Annotated in this window: 17 protein-coding genes and 1 pseudogene; 6 read left to right on the forward strand and 12 right to left on the reverse strand. The window is 46.9% G+C overall.

Annotation, left to right across the window (positions count from 1 at the left end; all coding sequences use genetic code 11):
- Nucleotides 1-146 precede the first annotated feature (146 nt).
- Nucleotides 147-1,541 (forward strand): MFS transporter, encoded by a 1,395-nt coding sequence (locus GC093_RS02575; protein WP_171650282.1) that lies wholly within the window; start codon nt 147-149, stop codon nt 1,539-1,541.
- 103 nt (nt 1,542-1,644) lie between these two features.
- Here GC093_RS02575 and GC093_RS02580 read toward each other — a convergent pair whose 3' ends face one another.
- The 8 genes from GC093_RS02580 to GC093_RS02615 all read right to left on the reverse strand — a co-directional run bounded on the left by GC093_RS02580 (nt 1,645) and on the right by GC093_RS02615 (nt 9,241).
- Nucleotides 1,645-1,971 carry an antibiotic biosynthesis monooxygenase gene (locus tag GC093_RS02580; RefSeq protein WP_171650283.1) on the reverse strand — a complete coding sequence of 109 codons (327 nt, stop codon included), beginning with the start codon at nt 1,969-1,971 and terminating at the stop codon, nt 1,645-1,647.
- Between the two features lie 103 nt (nt 1,972-2,074).
- Entirely contained in the window at nt 2,075-2,287 is a 213-nt protein-coding gene (locus GC093_RS02585; RefSeq protein WP_171650284.1) for a CLC_0170 family protein, read from the reverse strand.
- Between the two features lie 53 nt (nt 2,288-2,340).
- Nucleotides 2,341-3,585 carry a Ger(x)C family spore germination protein gene (locus GC093_RS02590; protein WP_312886451.1) on the reverse strand — a complete coding sequence of 415 codons (1,245 nt, stop codon included), beginning with the start codon at nt 3,583-3,585 and terminating at the stop codon, nt 2,341-2,343.
- Nucleotides 3,554-4,675: a GerAB/ArcD/ProY family transporter gene (locus tag GC093_RS02595; protein ID WP_171650285.1), complete on the reverse strand. Its 1,122-nt coding sequence runs from the start codon at nt 4,673-4,675 to the stop codon at nt 3,554-3,556. The genes GC093_RS02590 and GC093_RS02595 overlap by 32 nt, the downstream gene beginning before the upstream one ends.
- Nucleotides 4,623-6,332, reverse strand: a complete 1,710-nt coding sequence (locus tag GC093_RS02600) for a spore germination protein (RefSeq protein ID WP_171650286.1) — start codon at nt 6,330-6,332, stop codon at nt 4,623-4,625. Before GC093_RS02600 ends, GC093_RS02595 begins: the two co-directional genes overlap by 53 nt.
- Nucleotides 6,333-6,626: 294 nt before the next feature.
- A complete protein-coding gene (locus tag GC093_RS02605; RefSeq protein ID WP_216624465.1) occupies nt 6,627-7,679 on the reverse strand; it encodes an alpha/beta hydrolase family protein in 1,053 nt (350 codons plus the stop codon).
- 11 nt (nt 7,680-7,690) lie between these two features.
- A complete protein-coding gene (locus GC093_RS02610) occupies nt 7,691-8,812 on the reverse strand; it encodes a glycoside hydrolase family 88/105 protein (RefSeq protein ID WP_171650288.1) in 1,122 nt (373 codons plus the stop codon).
- A gap of 210 nt (nt 8,813-9,022) precedes the next feature.
- Complete coding sequence (locus GC093_RS02615; RefSeq protein WP_171650289.1) at nt 9,023-9,241, reverse strand: hypothetical protein; 219 nt, start codon at nt 9,239-9,241, stop codon at nt 9,023-9,025.
- 267 nt (nt 9,242-9,508) lie between these two features.
- Here GC093_RS02615 and GC093_RS02620 point away from each other — a divergent pair, with 267 nt between their 5' ends.
- On the forward strand, nt 9,509-10,390 hold the full coding sequence (locus GC093_RS02620; RefSeq protein WP_171650290.1) for a serine/threonine protein kinase: 882 nt from the start codon (nt 9,509-9,511) through the stop codon (nt 10,388-10,390).
- On the opposite strand, the gene GC093_RS02625 is transcribed toward GC093_RS02620, so the two are convergent.
- On the reverse strand, nt 10,387-10,569 hold the full coding sequence (locus GC093_RS02625; protein ID WP_171650291.1) for a hypothetical protein: 183 nt from the start codon (nt 10,567-10,569) through the stop codon (nt 10,387-10,389). The genes GC093_RS02620 and GC093_RS02625 overlap by 4 nt on opposite strands.
- A 269-nt stretch (nt 10,570-10,838) precedes the next feature.
- On the opposite strand from GC093_RS02625, the gene GC093_RS02630 reads away from it, so the two are divergent.
- Both GC093_RS02630 and GC093_RS02635 read left to right on the forward strand, forming a co-directional pair.
- A complete protein-coding gene (locus GC093_RS02630; protein ID WP_171650292.1) occupies nt 10,839-12,635 on the forward strand; it encodes a hypothetical protein in 1,797 nt (598 codons plus the stop codon).
- An 88-nt stretch (nt 12,636-12,723) separates the two neighbouring features.
- Nucleotides 12,724-13,563 (forward strand): metallophosphoesterase family protein, encoded by an 840-nt coding sequence (locus tag GC093_RS02635; protein WP_216624466.1) that lies wholly within the window; start codon nt 12,724-12,726, stop codon nt 13,561-13,563.
- Nucleotides 13,564-13,671: 108 nt separating this feature from the next.
- Here GC093_RS02635 and GC093_RS02640 read toward each other — a convergent pair whose 3' ends face one another.
- On the reverse strand, nt 13,672-15,039 hold the full coding sequence (locus tag GC093_RS02640) for a sodium-dependent transporter (protein ID WP_171650294.1): 1,368 nt from the start codon (nt 15,037-15,039) through the stop codon (nt 13,672-13,674).
- A 274-nt stretch (nt 15,040-15,313) separates the two neighbouring features.
- Between GC093_RS02640 and GC093_RS02645 the strand changes: the two genes are divergently transcribed.
- Together GC093_RS02645 and GC093_RS02650 are read left to right on the forward strand one after the other, a co-directional pair.
- A complete protein-coding gene (locus GC093_RS02645; protein WP_171650295.1) occupies nt 15,314-17,908 on the forward strand; it encodes an ATP-binding protein in 2,595 nt (864 codons plus the stop codon).
- On the forward strand, nt 17,895-18,614 hold the full coding sequence (locus GC093_RS02650) for a response regulator transcription factor (RefSeq protein ID WP_171650296.1): 720 nt from the start codon (nt 17,895-17,897) through the stop codon (nt 18,612-18,614). Before GC093_RS02645 ends, GC093_RS02650 begins: the two co-directional genes overlap by 14 nt.
- A gap of 48 nt (nt 18,615-18,662) precedes the next feature.
- Here the strand turns inward: GC093_RS02650 and GC093_RS02655 are convergent, their stop codons facing one another.
- Both GC093_RS02655 and GC093_RS02660 read right to left on the reverse strand, forming a co-directional pair.
- Nucleotides 18,663-19,832: a YncE family protein gene (locus tag GC093_RS02655; RefSeq protein ID WP_171650297.1), complete on the reverse strand. Its 1,170-nt coding sequence runs from the start codon at nt 19,830-19,832 to the stop codon at nt 18,663-18,665.
- Nucleotides 19,833-19,949: 117 nt separating this feature from the next.
- Nucleotides 19,950-20,168, reverse strand: a pseudogene (locus GC093_RS02660) (S-layer homology domain-containing protein); the annotation flags it as partial.

Raw genomic sequence — 20,168 nt, forward strand, 5'->3', positions numbered from 1 at the left:
TGAAATTCCACTGTAATCCTTAAACTCATACTAATTGAAAATGATTCTCAACGCAATGTAAGTTTTTTCAAAGTTTTCCCGCGAATAGCCTAAATACGCTATACTAGAACATTATGGTAACATTCCCGATCCAAGAAGGAGACTTCATGACTACATCCCAATCAGGAGAGAAGCTAATTCGAGTTCTAGCTTTTACATTAATTCTTTCTGTGATGAATGCGACCATGTTCAACGTCGCTCTGCCTACCATCGGAAAGGAATTTCAACTTACCGCCTCGCAAGTAAGCTGGGTCGTAACGGCTTATATTATTGTGTACGCCATCGGTTCAGTCACCTACGGAAAACTGGCGGATAAATACCGTCTCAAGGATTTATTAACTATTGGGCTTACTTTTTTTGCGGTGGGTTCCTTGCTTGGGTTTGCCGCGACGCATTACTGGATGATTATTGCGGGGCGTATTCTTCAATCCATAGGGGCTTCCGTTATCCCGGCTACAGCAATGATTATTCCGGTTCGCTACTTCCCGCCCGAAACCCGCGGCCGAGCCTTGGGCATTACATCTTCAGGCTTAGCGCTAGGCACAGCTATCGGCCCCATTATTGCAGGCTTTGTGACGAGTCTGGCCAGTTGGCGCTATTTGTTTCTATTATCTGTAATAGTGCTGATTACACTACCATATTACCGTAAATATTTAGATGACAATAAAGGTACAGCAGGTAAGACAGACCTTCTCGGCGGCTCCATACTGGCCATAACCATCACCGTCTTTTTACTTGGCATCACTAGCGGGGCTTGGACACTGTTTATCGTCGGGGCTGTGCTGCTTGTACTCTTTATAGTGCATATCCACCGTTCGGCGCATCCGTTCATCCAGCCCTCTATTTTCAAGAACAAGAACTATACCATCGCCATTGTTGTTTCATTCATCGGCAGCGGGTTAGGCTTTGGCATTCCTTTTATCATCCCGCAGATGTTAACTCAATTGAATCAATTATCTCCCGCAGTTGTCGGCTTCGTCATGTTCCCTGGAGCTATTATAGCTTCCATTCTTGGTCGAACAGGCGGAAAGCTCGCTGATCAAAGGGGGAATGTAGTACTTGTGCTCATAGCTGTTGCTCTGCAGTTTGTATCCTTCGTGTTGCTGTCCATTACCGCAGGGATCCAGCCGACTATACTATGGATATTTCTGATCTTCGGCAATATTGGAGCCACTTTCTTAGGAATAGGGTTGTCGAATACTGTGTCACGGACGTTGCCAAGGGAGCAAACAGGGGTCGGCATGGGCCTCTTCATGATGGCCAACTTCATATCGGGAGCCATCGCAACCTCGCTCATCGGCAAAATGCTCGATTCTGGAGCAACCGCACCGGCTCTGAACCCGCTGCTTCTGACGCCATCAGCTACTGTGTTTAGCAATATCTTTCTGGTGCTAAGCTTGCTCATCATTGTAAACACGGTGCTGTTTTACTTCCAATTTGGCCGCCAACAAGCCGATTCCAACAGCGCTAAGCGTACCTCACCCGATAAGAACCCCGCTTAACAAAACAGTCCAGCAAAGCCTTAAAGGCCGATGCTGGACTGTTTTTTTGAGCGCATTTGCACGAAAATCCCCCGCACCCACACTCACATCTTACGTATTCAAATTACTTACCGAATGTGCCTGATTTTATCTTTTTCACATCATACATACTAACATTCGAACTAATCACATAAGCCGGCTTTTCTTGGCCTCTGCTGTTACGATGGCCTTCAATATGAACGGGGTCCTTCTCCCAGTTTTTCCAAGCCTCTTCAGACTCCCACCTAATCATAGCGATAATTTCTTCGGTTTCTTTACTTTTTCTGTTGACCATGACATGCACATCGAGAAGTCCTTCCATTTCATCAACCCGCGTTGGTTGCCCGAACTTTTCCACAACCTTATCCGAATTTCCTTTCTCCACTACGATGGTTCTCATTTGAATAAACATACGTATGCATCCCCCACCTTAACAACTATAATATCTTCACTATAATGATAATGATAATGATTATCAACGTCAATTTATAGTTGAAAAATGGGAGCCCCCTTTTTCAAAGCAGCATTTTTTGATAAACCCAATTGACTATGAAGGCACCTGAACCCGCCACGATATTAAACCACCCCAAGAAACGAGCCGCTCTCTTCTCCCTCTTCATACCCGTTTTGTTATATTCCTTTACATCAATCCACAGGATAGCCCCCCCTGTAAGAAGCATCAATAAAACAGTGAAATTTATATACCCTATTGAAAAAGTTGGATTCAACCGATATCAACCCTCCATCCAAGCTTGGTTCATCCCAGTGATTTTCTTGTTAATCAGGTCGCTTTCATCCCGATACGTCTTATATTAATATCTGCTTTAATCTCCACGGAAAGCTCCGTATACATGGCCTGCCATTTGGCCTTCGTTTTTATTTCGCGGTTCCAATATTGCGGATGCATCGCTCTGAATCGTTCGCCGTAGCCGAATATATCCGAACCCTTTTCTTGTGTCTTTTTAACCAACGCTTGGTAAGACTTAATAACGTTCTTTTCAAGCTGATTCTCAATTTGCTTAATGACCTCATGATGAAGTTTCACTGACTCGTTTGACTTCTCCAATATATTTCCCTCCATATGAACAAATACTGTGATGTGCGGCTTTCCGTTTCTTATTTCGGTTTTGTAGGATGTTTTTCGGTGTCGGGCCCCGAACAAAATGTACTCCGATGTACCAGGCACATTGACAAAGCCTTGCCCCCCCGCAATATTTAAACCGATAAGCCCCATAAACAAAGTAATTTCAAGCGGTTTAGTCAAACCGACCATTTTATCATTTTTGAAAAAGGCCAGTCCGCCGACTTCCATAGTCCCTTGACCTTTGAGCACCAGATAAGGAAGATAACCCTCCCTTCCCTTGGCTGAAGAAGAGCTCCAGAACACGCCCAGAAAATCATTCGGAAACCGGCCCATTTTGACGGACTGGTCCATCGTATTCACCATATATAGTGTTGGTACTCGTTCGAGTTGCTGTGATGCTTTCATCACATCAAATGCCTTTCCGCGACAAATAAACATCCAATTCAATCTGCGGATTTCCGCATTACGGCGAAAAAAATCATTCAGATTTTCGATCCCTTTTTGCGCGAACGCTTCGGAAACCACAATAACCCGCAAATGACCGAAAAATAGCGGGGGAGAGACCCTCTGCTGCAGATTGTTAATCGCATCGTCAATCGTATGTCCCACACCGTCCACGACCCAGACTGTATCCTGTCCGCCACCACCACCACCTCCGCCTCCTCCACCACCTCCGCCCGGCCCTAGCGGGATCCGTCCGGGGACAGCAATTTGTACGGATATGTGAAGCATTCCTGTCTTCGGCGGTGGAATCGTACCTTGTAAATGGGAAATTTCCCCCTCCTCAGCCTCTGCACCCGGCGCCGCTTCATCAATACCGATTCCTAATACGACGGCGCGTTCCTCAATTTCCATCCGATCCCAGCACCCAGAGAGCAGCGGAAAGGTGAGACAAAGGACAAGAAGCAGCTTAACTCGTCTGTTCCAATCGTTGGCCCCCACCCGTATCCCCCCTTTTCTTACGGATCACTGCTAGCAGCAGCAACAGAAACGGATAACCGATTGTAAGCAGTAAGCCCCAGCGTCCTACAATGGCTATGATCTCATACATATGCAGTACATTTTCCGGAAACATGGCAGCAGCAAACAAAACAGGTAACACGAACATGGAAAACATCTTATGATCACGTAACCGTAGAAGCTTGCATAGTGCATGGATAGTAAAGTAATAGCTGGAAAATAAGGTGGTGAATACGGCTATAACCCACACAGCAAGGAAGGCCGCATCGAGTCTTTCCAGAATATTTCCAGGCAGCGCTGTCGTTTTGGCGAGCTCGAGAGTAGGCCACAGCAGCTTTTTGGTCTCCTCCGATCCAAACACCCCAACAGCCCCGATAACGATAGAGAAGTACAGCCCACCCGCAATACCCATTCCCCAACAGCTTGCCCTCATAGCTCTGTCCGGACGCCGCATGGCCGGAATGACCATTGTATAAACAAAGGAGCCTTGAAACAATGCAGCTATAGTCAAAACTCCCTTCAGCATGCCTGAGGGTTCGTTTCCCCAAACCGGGAGCAAATAGAATAGCTCAGAGTTTTTTAGAGACAGCGCTATAATTAATATCACAGGAAAGACAATGATCGGTAAATAGAAATGATGAATATAGGCAAACGTGGTCACATCCGTACGGGACGAAAGCGTAGCCAATATGAGCATCACAATAACGGTTATTTCTAGTGGAGTCTTCTTTAGAACCGAAGTGATAACAACTTCCCCGAATTCCCTCGCTGCTAATGAAGTCAGCAGGGCGAAAAAAGCGATGATCAGCAAGCTTCCCACTCTGGCGGGCCATTTGCCCAATATCGTCTCGCTATACTGGATAATCGATTGATTCGGAAACCTCATGCCCAGCTTCGTAAGTAGCCATAAACCAATGAAGGCTATGATAACGGACAACAGCGTCGCCATTGGAGCGCCGGTATCTGCAGCACGAGCGGCGAAAAGAGGGAGGGGAAGCACACCCACCCCGATGATCGTACTAACGAGAATCGCCGCTGCTTGAATCACCGTGATCTGACGGGGATATTCCATTCGCACTCTCCTCCTTCTGACTTCCTACCTTCAGCGGGTCCAATGTGTTTACAGGCTGTTCTTTCAGTTGAGCAGCCACATCACCGCCAAGACGATCATGATTGGGCGTATGCAGCATAGCCGGTCTTTTTTTCATAGACCACAAGGGCGATCTTGCAACCGTGTCCTTCATCCCATCAAAATTCCCGGGGACTACCGGGCTTAAGTAAGGGACGCCGAACGATTTTAAAGACAGCAAGTGATTGGCAATCAGAATGAGACCTACCATCACGCCGTAAAGCCCGAACATCCCCGCGAGGAAAACAAGCGGGAAACGCAGAAGCCTCAAGGCCAATGCCGCATTATATGCCGGCGTGGCAAAGGAGCCGATTGTAGTTAAAGCTATGACCACAACGGTAATTGGACTGACAAAACCGGCTGATACTGCAGCTTGTCCTATGACAAGTACACCGACAATCGAGAGGGCTCCGCCAATCTGCTGTGGCAGACGCAAGGTTGCTTCCCTCAGAACCTCCATGGAAGCTTCCATTACAAGCACTTCAAGAATGGAAGGGAACGGCACCCCAGCACGTCCTCCCGAAACAGCCACAGCGAACTCTGTTGGTATGAGCTCTGGGTTGAACGAGATGATTGCCACATACAGAGAAGGTGTAATGAGTGAGAAGCCTAATGCCAGCAGCCGTGACAAGCGGATGAAGCTGACCATCAGAAACCGTTCGGAATAATCCTCAGTCGTCTGATAAAATTGGTTAAATACCGTAGGCACAATCAATGCGAAGGGCGAGCCATCCACCATAATAATGACTCTTCCTTCCAGCATACTGGCTACTGCCTTATCTGTTCGTTCGGTGTTCTGGACTTGGGGGAACGGTGACAGATGGTTATCCTCAATAAACTGCTCCAAGTAGCCAACATCGAGCACCCCGTCGATATCAATGACGGATAGCCGTCTCTCTACTTCCTCCACTAAGGCATCGTTGGCAATTCCCTTCAAATAACAAATGGCCGTCTTCGACTTCGTAACACGGCCGATCTTCATCATTTTTATCCGAAAATCGGTTGTAGGCAGCCTGTAGCGCAGTAGGGATATATTCGTTCCCAACTGCTCAATAAAACCCTCACGCGGTCCACGAATCACCTGCTCGGTTTGCGGCTGATCAATGGACCGTTTGTCCACCTTTGTCGTTTCGATGATAATGGCTTCGTTTAAACCATCAATCAGAATGATCGTACCGCCACGCAGCAGCGATTCCATGATCATGGACAACCTGCATTCCGATGACCCCTTGCTGTGGTAGAGCGCGTCTTTCAGAAGGACATTTATTAACTGCTGCTGGGGAATTACTGTGCCGGCCAGCTGCTCAGGCTTATACATAAGCGGCTTTAATACATCCTGGTTCGCAACAGCTGTATCTGTCATATTGGAAAAGTAAATCATTGCTGCCTCGAATTGTCCGAATATATGAAACCGCCGCAGCATAAAATCATCATTTTCTCCCAATAACCCAGAAATAATAGCGACCGCATCCTCCAAATTCTCCGGGACCCGCTCATTAGTATTCTTATCCAAATATTGATCAGGCACTTTTGGCGCTTGGGCACGCTGCTGCTTCTGCTTATTTTTAAAACGCCGTTTAAACCACTCCAAGATGGTCATTATAGGGCACCTCGCTGATTAATTGCATATAACCTCACCAATATCCCCTTAATATTTACTGTAATGGGTTATTTTATGTGGATCTCTATTTTTTATAGCTAGTAGGTTCACTCCTTTACTACAATCATTATAGTGATTCAAGCAAAATGAGGCTGTCCCCTAAGGGCGTGCGGAATGAGCCAGCCCCAAAACTCAAACAAACAAGCCTCTAAGCCCACTATCAAAGTGGGTTTAGAGGCTTGTTTGTTTGTCATTTCAATATTGTTGTCTATTATTCATAGCATTCCGCTTCAATTACTTCATAAGCTGCTTCTCCAGCCATGGGAAGGAATGCTTTCCATACACCTCGTGGCCCCCCGGAAATAGATCGGAGTCCAACGAGTCAGGAACTCCTGCCGTCTGGTACACGGCTTGCAGCTGAGCTAACGCCTTCTCCGTCCCATGAAGCGGAAAGATCTTATCCTCCCGGCCTGCTTCTATAAACAGCGGCCGCGGTGCGATAAGGCCGATCAGATCCGGCATCTCGGCATACCGCAGCACGTTCGGGATGTAATTGTCCACACAATGACGCATGCTTAGGATGCTATCGAGGAACGTATTTGTATAGCAGCTTACTACCGCTGCACGAATACGTTGATCCAGCGCCGCTGTGAAGGCCGAGACCAGTCCGCCCCCGGACAGACCGAAGATGCCGATGCGGGAGGCATCCATCTCGCTGCGGCTGGATACGTAATCAATCGCCGCCATCGTTTCCTGAATGCGCACGCCCGCTATCGTCTTACCTAGCATGAGCAGGAAGACACCAATCGGAAAGCAGGAGTTCGTGCTGCTGTTGACCACAACCTCGTTCTCCAGCTTACGGTCACCGAAGCCGATCAGCTCAGGCACAACTACAGCGAAACCCCGCTTGACCAAGGAGAGCGCGAACGTATGATGAACATCAGGATCAACATCTCCGGCTTCTGTACCGTCAGCCAGCAGTCCGACAGCGGCTTTACTGCCGTATCCATGACCATGACAGCCGATAACGACCGGCAGCTTGCCCTGCTTCCCCTTCGGGAGCAGCACATAGACCGGCATGCGCAGCGATTCAGCCGTCGTGATTTCGATCCGCTCGCGAATATAATCATCGAATTCAACGCGTTCAAGCTCACGTGGCTGCAAATCCGGCTTCGAGGTCTCAAAGCCGCCTAACGAATCGATGAACTTCTCTGTGAGTGCCGATTGCCATTCCAACCATTCCGAGCGATTCTTTGCTTGAAAGGACAACTGTCCAGTCCGAGTCTCATACAACTGCCGCAAATATTCGTCTGGATTCCACATCGTTGAATTCGCCTCCCGCTTCATGCTTATTATGCTTATTGTACAGCTGCCGTCGCTTCGAGCTCCAAACAAGCCATAACGAATGGCGCGAAGCCCTTCGGATCATCTTTACGGGTAGGTTCGCTGATGTAGTAAGCAAAAGAGCCGTCACGGTAAGGCCTATTCCCCAAACCAGCCACACTGCAGATTTTATCCAAATGATAAGTACCATCCGATTCTTGACCCACACATTGCTCAAGCAACCCTTTGTGCCCGCGTCTCGCTGCCAACAAAGCATCCTTGCCCAAATAACCCATCCGATATCCCTTAGCCAGCGCACAAGTAAACATCGCCGACCCAGATGCCTCCAAGTAATTGCCCTCACGAGTGCCTTGATTCAATACTTGGTACCAGAGACCCGACTTCTCATCCTGTACTTTCAGAATAGCTTGTACCAACCGGTAGAAAATACCGATAATTTGCCCGCGCTTCGGATGATCCAAAGGCAGGAAATCAAGCGTGTCCACAACCGCCATCACATACCACCCTAATGCCCGGCCCCAGAAATGCGGTGAGCAGCCGGTTTCTTTATTCGCCCAACGTTCCTCTTTCGATTCATCCCAGCCATGATAGAGCAGTCCGGTTTTCGGATCGCGCGACACTTTCTCCATCAACAGAATCTCATTAGCCACATCATCGAACCACTCGTGGTCGTTAAACTTCTTGCCATAAGCAGCAAGCAGAGGTGAGGTCATGTATACGCCATCCAGCCACATTTGGAAAGGATAAATTTTCTTATGCCATAGCCCACCTTCACTGGTGCGAGGGTGTCCTTTTATTTGTGTAACAAGCAGCTCAATTGCTTTTTTATATTTTTCTTCACCGGTTTTTTCATACAATAAGAACAAGCCTTTACCTTGGTTTATCATATCAACATTGTACTCATTTAGATTGTACGTATCGATGCTGCCATCCTCCCGGATGAACAAATCCATATTCATTTTAATGTAATCATAATAGCGTTCGTCACCCGTTTGAAGGTAAACCCGTTCCAAAGCCGTTATAATACAACCATTCTCATAATTCCAGCATCTTCTCTTTTGAAACGGCATATCGGAAACCAGCGGATACCTCTTCATAAAGGAATCTGCCATAGCCGTAGACCAAACTTTACTCATGCCCTTACTCCTCCTTTAGCGCTCCATCAGTCTTTGCAAAACTATTATTACTTTAATTGGCCATTTCTTCAAGGTTCCAGCATATGCTTTATTTAACTTCTTCATGAATTAGCCTCTTATTAGCCTATAAAATAGAAAAAAAGTGTTTCGTTCCGCTAGGAACTAACACTTTTCGACTTAAGCACTCTTTCCATCTTGTCTTTCTACTACTCAATTCGAAATCGCATCAACGAGCGAAGTTTCTGCGATTCTCTGAACGCCCATGTTTACCTCATTCATTGCAACGGAGGTTTCCTGGGCACTCTCTACTTGCAAGGCTGAGCCTGCTGCAACCTCCAGCATGACCCCAGAGATAACCTGGTTGTTCTCCGCACTCTCTACAACGCTAACCTTCAGTTGTTCGGCAGACTCATAAGCTTGCTCGGTCACCCCCCTGCTCTGTCTAGACTACTTCACGGAACGTATCCGTCAGCTTGTAGAAGTAAATCTTAGATAAATTAATGAATTGGTGTTTTTATTGGAAGAAAATCTGCCGCATGCGTTTCATCCCCTTTTTACTTAAAACTAACGTATAACCCTTTCACCCCAACAAGCAATAAACCGCTGATAGCACATTTTCGCTCTAAACCTTACTGCTCTGCTATACTTAATGTATATGGAGTGCACTCGGGAGAACAAAGGAGCGGTACCCAGCTCATGGCCATTCAATATATATGGAAGCACCTATGGCGCAGCATGAATAAGAAAATGAACGAAGCCATCCGCCTCTGGGATGACCTATGGTTTCGCGAGGGCTCTATCATCACAGGGCGCTATCGAATCGAGCGCAAGCTCGGTATGGGCAGCTATGGAGTCGCTTATCTATGCTTGGATGTTCGTTCCGGAAAGCGCTGTGTCATGAAACGGGTAACACCCATCCGAGGCGGCACAGAGCGAGCACAATTTATTTACGCCAAAGAAACCGGTATGCTAGAGCTTCTGCACCATCCCTCAATTCCAGCACTCTACAGCAAATTTCGTTATCGTAACCATCTGTGCTTCACCATGGAATATATGGATGGGAAGAGTTTGGATACCCTTTTGTTCCAGGAGCAATACCCCTTTACCGAACGTGCATCCCTGCTTTTGATCCGCAAGCTATTGCCCATTGTGGCTTATATGCACTCCATCGGTATCCTCCACCGTGATATTAGTATTGCCAATGTGGTCGTCGAGGGAGAGCATGTCAAACTGATTGACCTGGGATTAGCCCGTGAGCTTGCAGGCGCCGAATCGGCTGTGGAAGATGCTTTAGATATCGAGGCGGATGATCCATCCGAAAAAATACTACGAAGAAACATACATGTAACCAGTGACTATTATGCGATTGGCCATCTTCTGCTTTTTCTGTTATACAGTACATATAACCCAAAGGAGCGAGCCCCTTCAGGTACCGATCCAGGCTGGGAGCTGGAGCTAACCCTTCACCCGGACACAAAAAAGCTGCTCCGCCGCTTGCTATTGACGGAACAGCCTTATGTTGATGTTCGAGATATCATAATCGATGTAAACCGGATACTTCTAGCCCTGAAGGATTAACTGCTGTATGAGCTGGAAGACCGCTTCTTCTTGTAATGGGAGTGCCCGTATTGGTTATGTTGATTGTATTTATTTCCATTCGATGGTCTGCGATAGTCATCACTGCTGCGGTAGGGGCGATACTGGGATCCACTGCGCTTATCCAAACCAAGAAGCTTGCTTAATAATCTGCGTAACATGGCCATACCTCCTGAGAGTTGTCCTAAAAGATATTTTACACTCCGTTTCTTTACGTGTCATAAGAGGATTGGTTTCGTTAGCGGATCCCCCGACAGATTGAAGGACTGATAAATCGGATCAAATTGCCCCTGCAGCAAACGTTTCACTTTTTTGAGATACTATCATAGATATTTAATCGTCCTTCTCTCTTAAAATAGTAACCACATACTTAAGCCAAACTAGATATATAGAAACGGTGATAAAACTGCGAAAACTAACGATTAAAGACATGCACCAGCTAGCATCTGAGCAAGAGGGCTGGTGTCTTTCTACAAAATACATCAACAATTCAACAAAACTGGAATGGAAATGCAAGTATTCGCACATCTGGGAATCAACTCCCCAAAATATAAAATCCGGTAAATGGTGTCCCAACTGCGCTGCCAATAAGAAGGGCCATTCTTACAAAATAACCATTGAAGATATGAAGCAGCTAGCAGAAGGGCGCGGTGGCAAGTGTTTGTCCCTGGAATATAAGAACGCTAAGAGCAAGCTTTTATGGGAATGCAAAGACGGGCATATGTGGGAAGCTGCACAAAGCGGAGTACAGAGGGGCACATGGTGTCCAACTTGCGGAAATAAAAAGAAAGGCCAAAGTCAAAGGCTAACGATTGAAGAAATGCACGAGTTAGCTCTCGCGAACAAGGGAAGATGCCTCTCCACAGCATACACTGCTTCAGATGAGAGATTGAGATGGGAATGTCAGGTAGGGCATATTTTCGAATCCCCGCCCGCCTATATTAAAGCAGGCAGCTGGTGTCCATACTGTTCAGGGAGGCATAATTATTCCATTGAGCTCATGCATCAGATTGCTGAGGAACGTGGCGGCAAGTGTCTTTCTACCGTTTATATAAATGCATTTACCCATTTAAAGTTCCAATGTAATAACGGCCATATATGGGAGGCCATCCCCAAACACATTAAGTCCAGACATTGGTGTCCGAATTGCTCGATTTATGTCAACGAGGAACGGTGTCGATTTATTTTAGAATACTTGTTTGATCAAAAGTTCGTTAAAACGCGAAGGATCCTGGGGAACGGAATGGAGCTCGATGGGTATAATGAAACCATGAAATTGGCCTTTGAATATCACGGAAAGCAGCATTTTGAATTCATTGAACATTTTCATAAGAACCACGAAGAGGTAGAGAAAAGAATCAGTATGGATCAGGCAAAAGAGGATCGCTGTCGGGAGCTGGGCATTGAGTTATTAGTCATTCCGTATACTGTCTTAACCGAGGATCATGTCTCTTTTATTGTGCAGCAATTGCAAGAAAGAGGAGTAACTTTTAAAAACGACCCCCTTAACTTTACTTTTGATCAATTCTTTCAGAGTGTGAACCCGCTCAATGAAATTAAGAAGATTGCCGAATCCAAGGGAGGGCAATGTATATCTGCCGTCTATGTGAATAGCGAAACTAAATTGAATTTTGTATGCCATGAAGGACATACTTGGTCAACGACACCTGAAGCCGTAAAATCAGGAAAGTGGTGCAGAGCCTGCTTCATTCAATACCGAGCGGGAAACACTCAACGTTTACTTCTTGAGGAAATTAAGCAAGTCGCTCTTACCTATGAAGGAGAATGCCTGTCTGCGGAATATAAAAACGCCAATTCAAAACTATCCTGGAAGTGCAAGCTCGGACATATCTTTGAACGTACAGCCGGGCATGTAAAAGAAGGCAGATGGTGCCCTTACTGTTTGAAGCTCCAATTACTCGAAGAAGTTAAGCAGATAGCGCGGGAGCTCGGCGGGGAATGTCTGTCGGAAGAATACATTCATTCTGAAACGGATCTAATTTGGAAATGTGGAGATGGGCATGTATTTCAGAAATCCCCAGCTCGAGTGAAACAAAAGCGTTGGTGTCCGCATTGTCATGAATTAAAAACAACAATTCTAATTGAGTGGAATGGCGAAACCCGAAATATCCGCCAGTGGTCACAGCATCTTCATATTCCAACTCCAACTCTACAAGCCCGTTATCATAAAGGTCTTCGAGGCAATAATTTGTTCCGTACTACTTAGTCCCTATAATTTCTACCACAGGCTAGTCGAGAGAGCCCGCAGGGGCGCCCAACAAGGTCTTTGCCAGATGGTATATTTACCCTTTATAGTGAAGGTTATATCCGTTATATCTTCCCTTGCGAGGTGCCTTATGAAAATTGCCGTCTTCACTGACTTACATTCGATCTCACCCCAAGAACGCTTAACCGGTCAGCGTGAAAAAAGGAGCTTTTTTGCCGACTCTTGGCCTTCCTTCCGGAATTTGAATGGCTTGCTGCAGCAAGAAGCTCCCGACCTAGCCATCTGCCTCGGTGATATGGTCGACTGGTACAGTGATGAAAACCGGGATTTCGCTCTCGAATTGTTAAACCAATTGCCATGCCCCTGGCTTGCTGTTCCAGGCAATCATGATTATGAATCCTATGCATACGAGACCGATCGAGTCCGCTCTATCTCAGCGGTGGAGGGTTATGAGGCTGCAGTGAAGGGCTGGAAAGAACGCGGCATCGAACTACACAACCGCTACTTGGACCTTGGGCACACCGGACTGGTGCTGCTCGATAGTGCCCGTAGTGGTGTACCCGAAGGAACCAAGGAATGGCTGGGGGAATTAAAGAACCGCCACTCTCGCCAGCTTTTGTTCACCCACGTACCTCTCGATGTACCGGAGACGAGAGAATACATCTTATCGGTTGATTCGAAACGCAACTTGAATAAATATGTGCAAAGTCATTCCCCATGGTTGTTCCAAGATGGCCTTCAGGAAGAAATGAACCACATTTTCACAGGACACCTTCATTTTCCAGGTGATCTACAGGTCAGTGATACAGTCCGGATGCATATGCTCGGCATGGCTATTACTGATTTACGCCGGCCTGAGCGTCCAGCCTCCGCCTGTATCATAGAGCTAGAACATGACGCTATTGAGATACGGCGCATTTCATTATAAGCATACGACCGGCGCATTCGTTTCTGATGCTTCCGGTCTGATTTGTCCCCAGCTTGTAAATCCTTGTTCCCTATTGTTGCATGACTCTCACAAGGGCCCTCGGCCCTTTTATAGCTTTATAATCCCTACGGAGTAGAGAAATATTAGCACGATAATTATCGGGGATGTCACGCGCAGCAGGAACATCCACGCTTTATACCAGAAGCCGGAGAGTCCCGCCTCTTCACCCGCACGCTTCCATGCATATCCTGTGAACAAAGCTACAATTAAGCCTCCCAGAGGCATCAATATATACGCAGTCACAAAGTCAACTAAATCAAAGATCGATTTACCCCCGATTACAAAGGAACTGAGCACGCCCCCTACCGATAATGCAGATGGAATGCCCACCAAGAAACAAACAACGGTCACATACAATGCTGCTCTAGGACGACTCCATTTCCATTTATGTATTGCGTACGCTATAGGAACCTCAAGAATCGAGATTGCAGACGTAAGGGCGGCTATAGCAAGCAGCAAGAAAAATAAGCCTCCGAAGAAGGCCCCGAAAGGCATTTGCGAGAAAGCTACCGGCAGTGCCATAAATGCTAGCCCTACTCCCTCCCCCGGTTCTAGACCAAAAGAGAATACGGTTGGAAAAATGATTAAGCCCGCAATTAACGCGTACACCAAATCTCCGAATCCGATAGCCAGCGTTGCTTTACCAAGCGATTGCGACTTTTCTACATACGACCCATAGGTCAGCATGCAGCCCATCCCTAACGACAAGGAAAAGAAAGCATGTCCCATCGCAATCAAAGCCGACTCTGCGTCAAGCTTGCTGAAATCAGGCTTCAGGAAAAACTCCACCCCCGCTGCCGCACCCGGCAGAGTAAGGGAGCGGAACATAAGAACGAGCAATATAATCAAGAAGCCTGGAATCAATATTTTATTAAATTTCTCGATTCCCCCTGAAACTCCTCTTGCTAGAATCCAGCCGCTAACCAGCATCACAACAGCCTGCCAAAATAAAGGCATGTAGCCAGATGCGAATAACTCAAACTTGCTTTTAAAATCCGTCCCTGACCGAAACAACAGACCCGTGAAGGATTCAACCGTATAATGCAGCGTCCATCCCGCGACAACCGAATAATAGGACATAATCAGAAAAGCGGTAATAACCGATACAAGCCCTAACCAGCTCCAATATTTCTTGCCTGTCAATTTATAAAAGGATACGGCAGCATTGCCCCTACCGCCCCGTCCTATTGTCATCTCAGCGAGCAAGACGGGTAATCCTACCACAATTAAGCAAACAATAAATAAAAGAAAAAAAGCGGCCCCTCCATGCTTCCCAGTAACGTAAGGAAATTTCCACATGTTTCCTAACCCTACTGAACTGCCAATTGCCGCTAATATAAACCCAGTGGAGCTAAACCGCTCGACCGTCCCTGCCTTCTGGTTAGGAGTTGACCCGGATGCTTGTTTCTTTTTCATGATGATCTCCTGTCTCTCTGTTAGTAGTAATGAATTATGTAGAACGGCCCCAAAACATTTATTTTAAATCATAGGCTCGCTTTTGCACATACAGTAATTATTTACATTTTTCATGATAAACATGACAAAGTAACCCATACTATCTGTTAAAAGAAACAATCGAAAGATGTAGTCTTTTCACGCTGATTCCATGATAGGTTTACTCCTTTTTATGTTAAGATAATCATAGGCTTAGCAGCACCAAAGTAAACCTGCCTAGTAAATGGAGGATCTTGTGAACAAACAATCTCTGCGGTTACATTTAACCATTACTTTTGCCATTATGGCCATGATACCTATCCTTGTTCTTGGCACTATTCAAGTACTGCAAATTCGGAATATAACGAATGACTACAACAAAACGCAAAGCCAAACGACTTATCGGCTCGCCGATGCCGTTCAGACCTATACCTATTACCACCGTAATGCAGTGGAGACTTTAGCTACGACGATAAGCGCTTCAGGTCCCGCCTTCCGGACGAGAGAAAGTATGACCTCGAAGCTTCAGTCGGTTAAGGACAACCTGCCTGGCTTCAGCAGCCTCTTTGTGACCAATGCGAATGGGGTTGTCACTGCCCATTACCCTGAGCAGGGAGCCTCACACCTGCAGCCATTATTCGGCATGAATATGAGCAGCAGCGATTATTTCATTAAGGTGAAGGCGACCGAAGCTACCACCATCTCTTCTTTGTTCCGAGGTCCAGAGAGCGGTAACGAACCCACTATCGTCATCGCTGCTCCCCTATACACCGATCAAAAGCAATTAGCTGGAATTGCGGTTGGCGTACTTGATTTACAACAAATCAAGCTACTAGTAACGAAATACGACTATGGCTATGACGCATATCCTGTCGTACTGGATCCTACAGGCCGAGCCATCTATCACCCTGACAGAGAAATCACAAGTTCACTAGCTGACTTATCTACGGAGCCGGTTGTGAAGGATGCGCAAGCAACTGAACAAGGATCGGGTAAATACCATTCGAATATTAGCAAGCAGAGTGAGCTTATTACTTATACAACGATTAAAGACTTGGGGTGGACAGTGTGGGTAGGCCGATCCTACACCTCAGTGAATGCCGCCCTTTCCGATTCTATGCAAACTACGCTTATTCTGCTCGCATTTACACTTGTAATAACCGTTATCGTAGGCAATCTGCTGGCCAAGCGTTTCAATAACACCATTCATCTATTGGTAGGCTATACTCGAAAGCTGGCTGATGGAGTATTTGGAGAGCCCCAGAGAGACATGACGCCAGCCTGGGGAGTCCCCTATGAGCTCGATATGCTGGCTAATCATTTCTTTCGGATGGCAGAGCAAATTAAAGAAAACCAACGGGCGCTGATAGAGCTTAATGCACAGCTGGAGAACCGAGTGACAGAGCGAACCCAGAGCTTGCTTCGAAAAAATCAGGAGCTGGAAATTGTTAATGTCCTGCTCACCCCCACCATGCCCAATCAGGAGACTAATGGGATGATCGATGAAAGCATGAGGCAGCTGCATGATCTGATTGGAGTCGAAATCCGGCTGCGGCTCTATCCTTACTCGCAAACCAGCCAGAATCACGAAGAACCCGCGGCTGCGGTTATTCCCGTAACTTCCGGTAATTCCCCTCTTGGGGAACTAGTCGTCTTCAGCGGTGGGGGGGCGCCTATACCAGAGCATGACCGAAAATTCCTTCTCACCTTTTCCAATACGATTGCGGTTATTATACAGAATGACATCCTGGTTAGCCGCCTCCGTCACGAGTACGCCTCACTAAATGCCGTATTGGAGAGCATGTCCGACGCTATCGTCCTTATTGGTATTCAGCAAAATGTCGTGTATGCCAACCGCAGAATGACCGAAATGTTCGCCATCCCGACACAAGAATTACTGGATATGACCGAAGAAGGCTTATTCGGTGAAATTTCCGTTAAGCTGTCGGATTGTCATGAAGAATGGACTCATTTGACCACTAAACAACGAACTCAAGCTACACTGAAAATACGCGATGACAATGGCAAGGAACGGTTTATTCTCGTTTCCGCTTTTCAAGCAGCGGGTGATGAAAGGATTTTTGGCAGAGGTTATGTCTGGCGTGATATTACCAAGGAACATGAGATCGATGCGCTGAAGAACGACCTCATCTCTTTGGCTTCGCACGAATTCAAGACGCCGATAACCAGTATTAGAGGCGGTGTGGAAACGCTCCTGCGAACGGACGCCGAATGGGAGGAGAGCTTCAAGAGAGAGCTGCTGGAAGGAATTCATGAAGATATTGGGCGCATTCAGAATCTGATCGATGAATGGCTCGACATATCCAAGATAGATGCAGGAGCTATGCGGCTTAATCGTCAGCCTCTGCGCGTGGGTGCCGTAATCGACAATGCAATACACCGTCTACCGCAGCAAGCGGATTTTGCCAACACTGAATTCGATATCCGGCTTAGTAGTGACATACCTCTTATTTACGCCGATAAGCTTCGCATGGAGCAAGTATTGGTCAATCTGTTTACTAACGCTATTCAATATAATGATAACAAAAAGCCCTTCCTTCGAATTATGGCAGAGGCGGATGAAGCTGCCGTCCATATCCACATCCAAGACAATGGAATTGGCATGGCGGAAGAGCATTTGGATCACATATTCGATCGATTTTACCGTGTGGATGTCTCATCGAGCCGTCAAACAGGGGGAACAGGATTAGGTCTGGCCATATGTAAAGGAATAATGGAAGCACATGGGGGCAGGGTTCAAGTGCGGAGTACGCCAGGAACGGGGAGCACCTTCATCATCTCCATACCGGTATTCAACGCAAAAGAGGGGGAAGACGATGAAGAAGCATAAAATAATGATTGTCGATGATGAACCGAAAATTTCACGTTTTATTGCAGCTAATTTGAAGTCGGTAGGCCATGAAACGCTGACCTGCTCTAACGGTCCCGAGGCGCTAGAAGCGATTGACGTCTTCGATCCCGATCTGCTGCTGCTTGATATTATGATGCCCGGCATGGATGGATTTCAAGCTCTACAGAGGCTTCGCAGCTTCTCTAATGTGCCGGTTATCATATTAACAGCCCGAAGTGATTCCAGCGATAAAGTACAGGGATTAAATTTAGGTGCGGATGATTATTTAACCAAGCCTTTCTCCTTAGATGAATTATTTGCGAGAGTGAACGCTGTACTGCGCAGATTGGATGGCCGAACCATACTCCACACCTCGGCGGCAAGCGAGATTCGAACGGGAGCCCTTACCGTCAATCTCGCCCAAAGGCGTACGTGGCTGAAGGAATCGGAAATTAAATTTACTGAAACCGAATATAACTTGTTTGTATTGCTTATTCAGAACGCCGGTAAAGTCATGACGCACGAACAGCTGCTAAGCGAGGTGTGGGGAAGCGAATATCGCGATGATGTGGAGTATTTACGTGTAGCCATCGCGCGGATCCGGCAAAAAATTAAACACATCGAAAACAAGCTGGATGTTATCATCACTTACCCCGGCGTTGGTTATATGGCCCAAATGAAAGAAGAAGAAACCATCTCTCACTAGCTGTGAAGGATGGTTTCTTTGTATGAATATCTTTGTATGAAGTCCACATCAATTCGGAATAATCTCAATATCTAACGGGTAATCAGAGACCGTTATCTCCTTCGTAGAGCCGGTCTTAAGGTCAACAATAGTTAACCCATCCCAGCCCGTTTCGGCAAAGGTCACGCCTCCGGTGAGATATGCCCACCGCCCATCAGGGCTGCTTGCTACCATCTGATGTACACGATTTAAAGGAATAATCTGTTCGGCCATCGTTGTAACATCCAATACGGTCAGATTGGGCTTCCCCGTTGCACTGCCAGCAGCGCCATTTCCTACAATAAGAAGCTTCTTGCCATCTTGGGTTAGAGCTAAGCCTTCTTGATGGGTGTTTCCAGTCAAAGGCTGCGTCTCATATTCTCCACTCTTTGGATCAAGTATTACAAGACCCCGACCCTGATACGGAAGCAATAATCGTCCGTCCTCACGAACAACCGCATAGTGGGGCTTCTCGAATCCTCCCCTGCCGAATGGGGCAACATCCAGCGTCCGCGTGCTACGGGTCGCCGGGTTCACAGCTGTCACGGAATAAGAATCATGATCTATAGTATAAACCTCATTGCCGTCCTTACTGACAACTACATCAAAAGGCCTGATTCCAATAGGTACAGAGCCGACAATGACGAGCTTCTCCGTGTCCAGAATTTCAAGCTGGTTCGGCTTCCCCTTCAGATAGACGCCAACGTACACATAACGCCCATCCGGTGAAACCGCGATGCCCATACCGCCCGGACGGTACTCGCCGTATTGAACAGCCCCAATCTGGGATTGATAAGGAACCAAGGCCAACCGCTTGCGCTGCTTCGTATCAACGACAGCAATTCCTTCTGCTGTGGAGATATAGGCTGTGCCGCTGCTTGCTAATGAAATACCGAAGGGTGATTTACCCACATCCAGCTTATCCAGCGTACCTTTCTCCGGGTCCAAGAAAGAGATATATCCGCTTGAAGAGTTCGTTAGCAGCAGATTAAAGGATTGGGATTTCACTGTAGCTTTATTGTCTACGCTTAAAGTCGCTTCTGGCGGTTGCGCCGGGTCAGCTGTCGATGGTTTTGACGGCATGGTTGCCGTCGACCGAGATTCTAGAGGAACCTCTACATCAGATTTCAACTGGCAGCCTGCCAACGCTATAATGAACCCAATTGCGGCTATCGTACCTATGATTTGCTTGTGCCACATGGAAAGTATTCACCTCACTGTTATAAGTATGATATGCAAATGACAAGAGGAAAGCATCCCTAGTTTCCATGGGTCACTTTCCTCTCTGTCCCTACTCTAATTCTTATTCGATACGTCTTATTTCGCTGTTACTGTAACAGCAGCGGCTGTCGCCCAATTCCCCTGAGGAGCTACTGTATACGTGGTGCCTGTAACCAGCTTGCCGCCGTTCTGGATATCGAAGGTTCCTGTTGCTCCTTTGCGGCTTGTCAGCTTATACTGAGCCGTTAAAGGTGCACCATTCGGAGGTGTCAGCGTGATACTGCGCACTGCGAACAACTCATCCTTTGGGTCCTG

The sequence above is a fragment of the Paenibacillus foliorum genome (assembly GCF_013141765.1).
Classification (GTDB): Bacteria; Bacillota; Bacilli; order Paenibacillales; family NBRC-103111; genus Paenibacillus_S; species Paenibacillus_S foliorum.

What these genes read in the sequence shown, in the direction of transcription:
- GC093_RS02575 (WP_171650282.1), top strand. Translation starts at nt 147, where the DNA reads ATGACTACATCCCAATCAGGAGAGAAGCTAATTCGAGTTCTAGCTTTT.
- GC093_RS02580 (WP_171650283.1), bottom strand. Translation starts at nt 1,971, where the DNA reads ATGTTTATTCAAATGAGAACCATCGTAGTGGAGAAAGGAAATTCGGAT.
- GC093_RS02595 (WP_171650285.1), bottom strand. Translation starts at nt 4,675, where the DNA reads ATGGAATATCCCCGTCAGATCACGGTGATTCAAGCAGCGGCGATTCTC.
- GC093_RS02600 (WP_171650286.1), bottom strand. Translation starts at nt 6,332, where the DNA reads ATGACCATCTTGGAGTGGTTTAAACGGCGTTTTAAAAATAAGCAGAAG.
- GC093_RS02605 (WP_216624465.1), bottom strand. Translation starts at nt 7,679, where the DNA reads ATGAAGCGGGAGGCGAATTCAACGATGTGGAATCCAGACGAATATTTG.
- GC093_RS02610 (WP_171650288.1), bottom strand. Translation starts at nt 8,812, where the DNA reads ATGAGTAAAGTTTGGTCTACGGCTATGGCAGATTCCTTTATGAAGAGG.
- GC093_RS02620 (WP_171650290.1), top strand. Translation starts at nt 9,509, where the DNA reads ATGGCCATTCAATATATATGGAAGCACCTATGGCGCAGCATGAATAAG.
- GC093_RS02625 (WP_171650291.1), bottom strand. Translation starts at nt 10,569, where the DNA reads ATGTTACGCAGATTATTAAGCAAGCTTCTTGGTTTGGATAAGCGCAGT.
- GC093_RS02630 (WP_171650292.1), top strand. Translation starts at nt 10,839, where the DNA reads ATGCACCAGCTAGCATCTGAGCAAGAGGGCTGGTGTCTTTCTACAAAA.
- GC093_RS02640 (WP_171650294.1), bottom strand. Translation starts at nt 15,039, where the DNA reads ATGAAAAAGAAACAAGCATCCGGGTCAACTCCTAACCAGAAGGCAGGG.
- GC093_RS02650 (WP_171650296.1), top strand. Translation starts at nt 17,895, where the DNA reads ATGAAGAAGCATAAAATAATGATTGTCGATGATGAACCGAAAATTTCA.
- GC093_RS02655 (WP_171650297.1), bottom strand. Translation starts at nt 19,832, where the DNA reads ATGTGGCACAAGCAAATCATAGGTACGATAGCCGCAATTGGGTTCATT.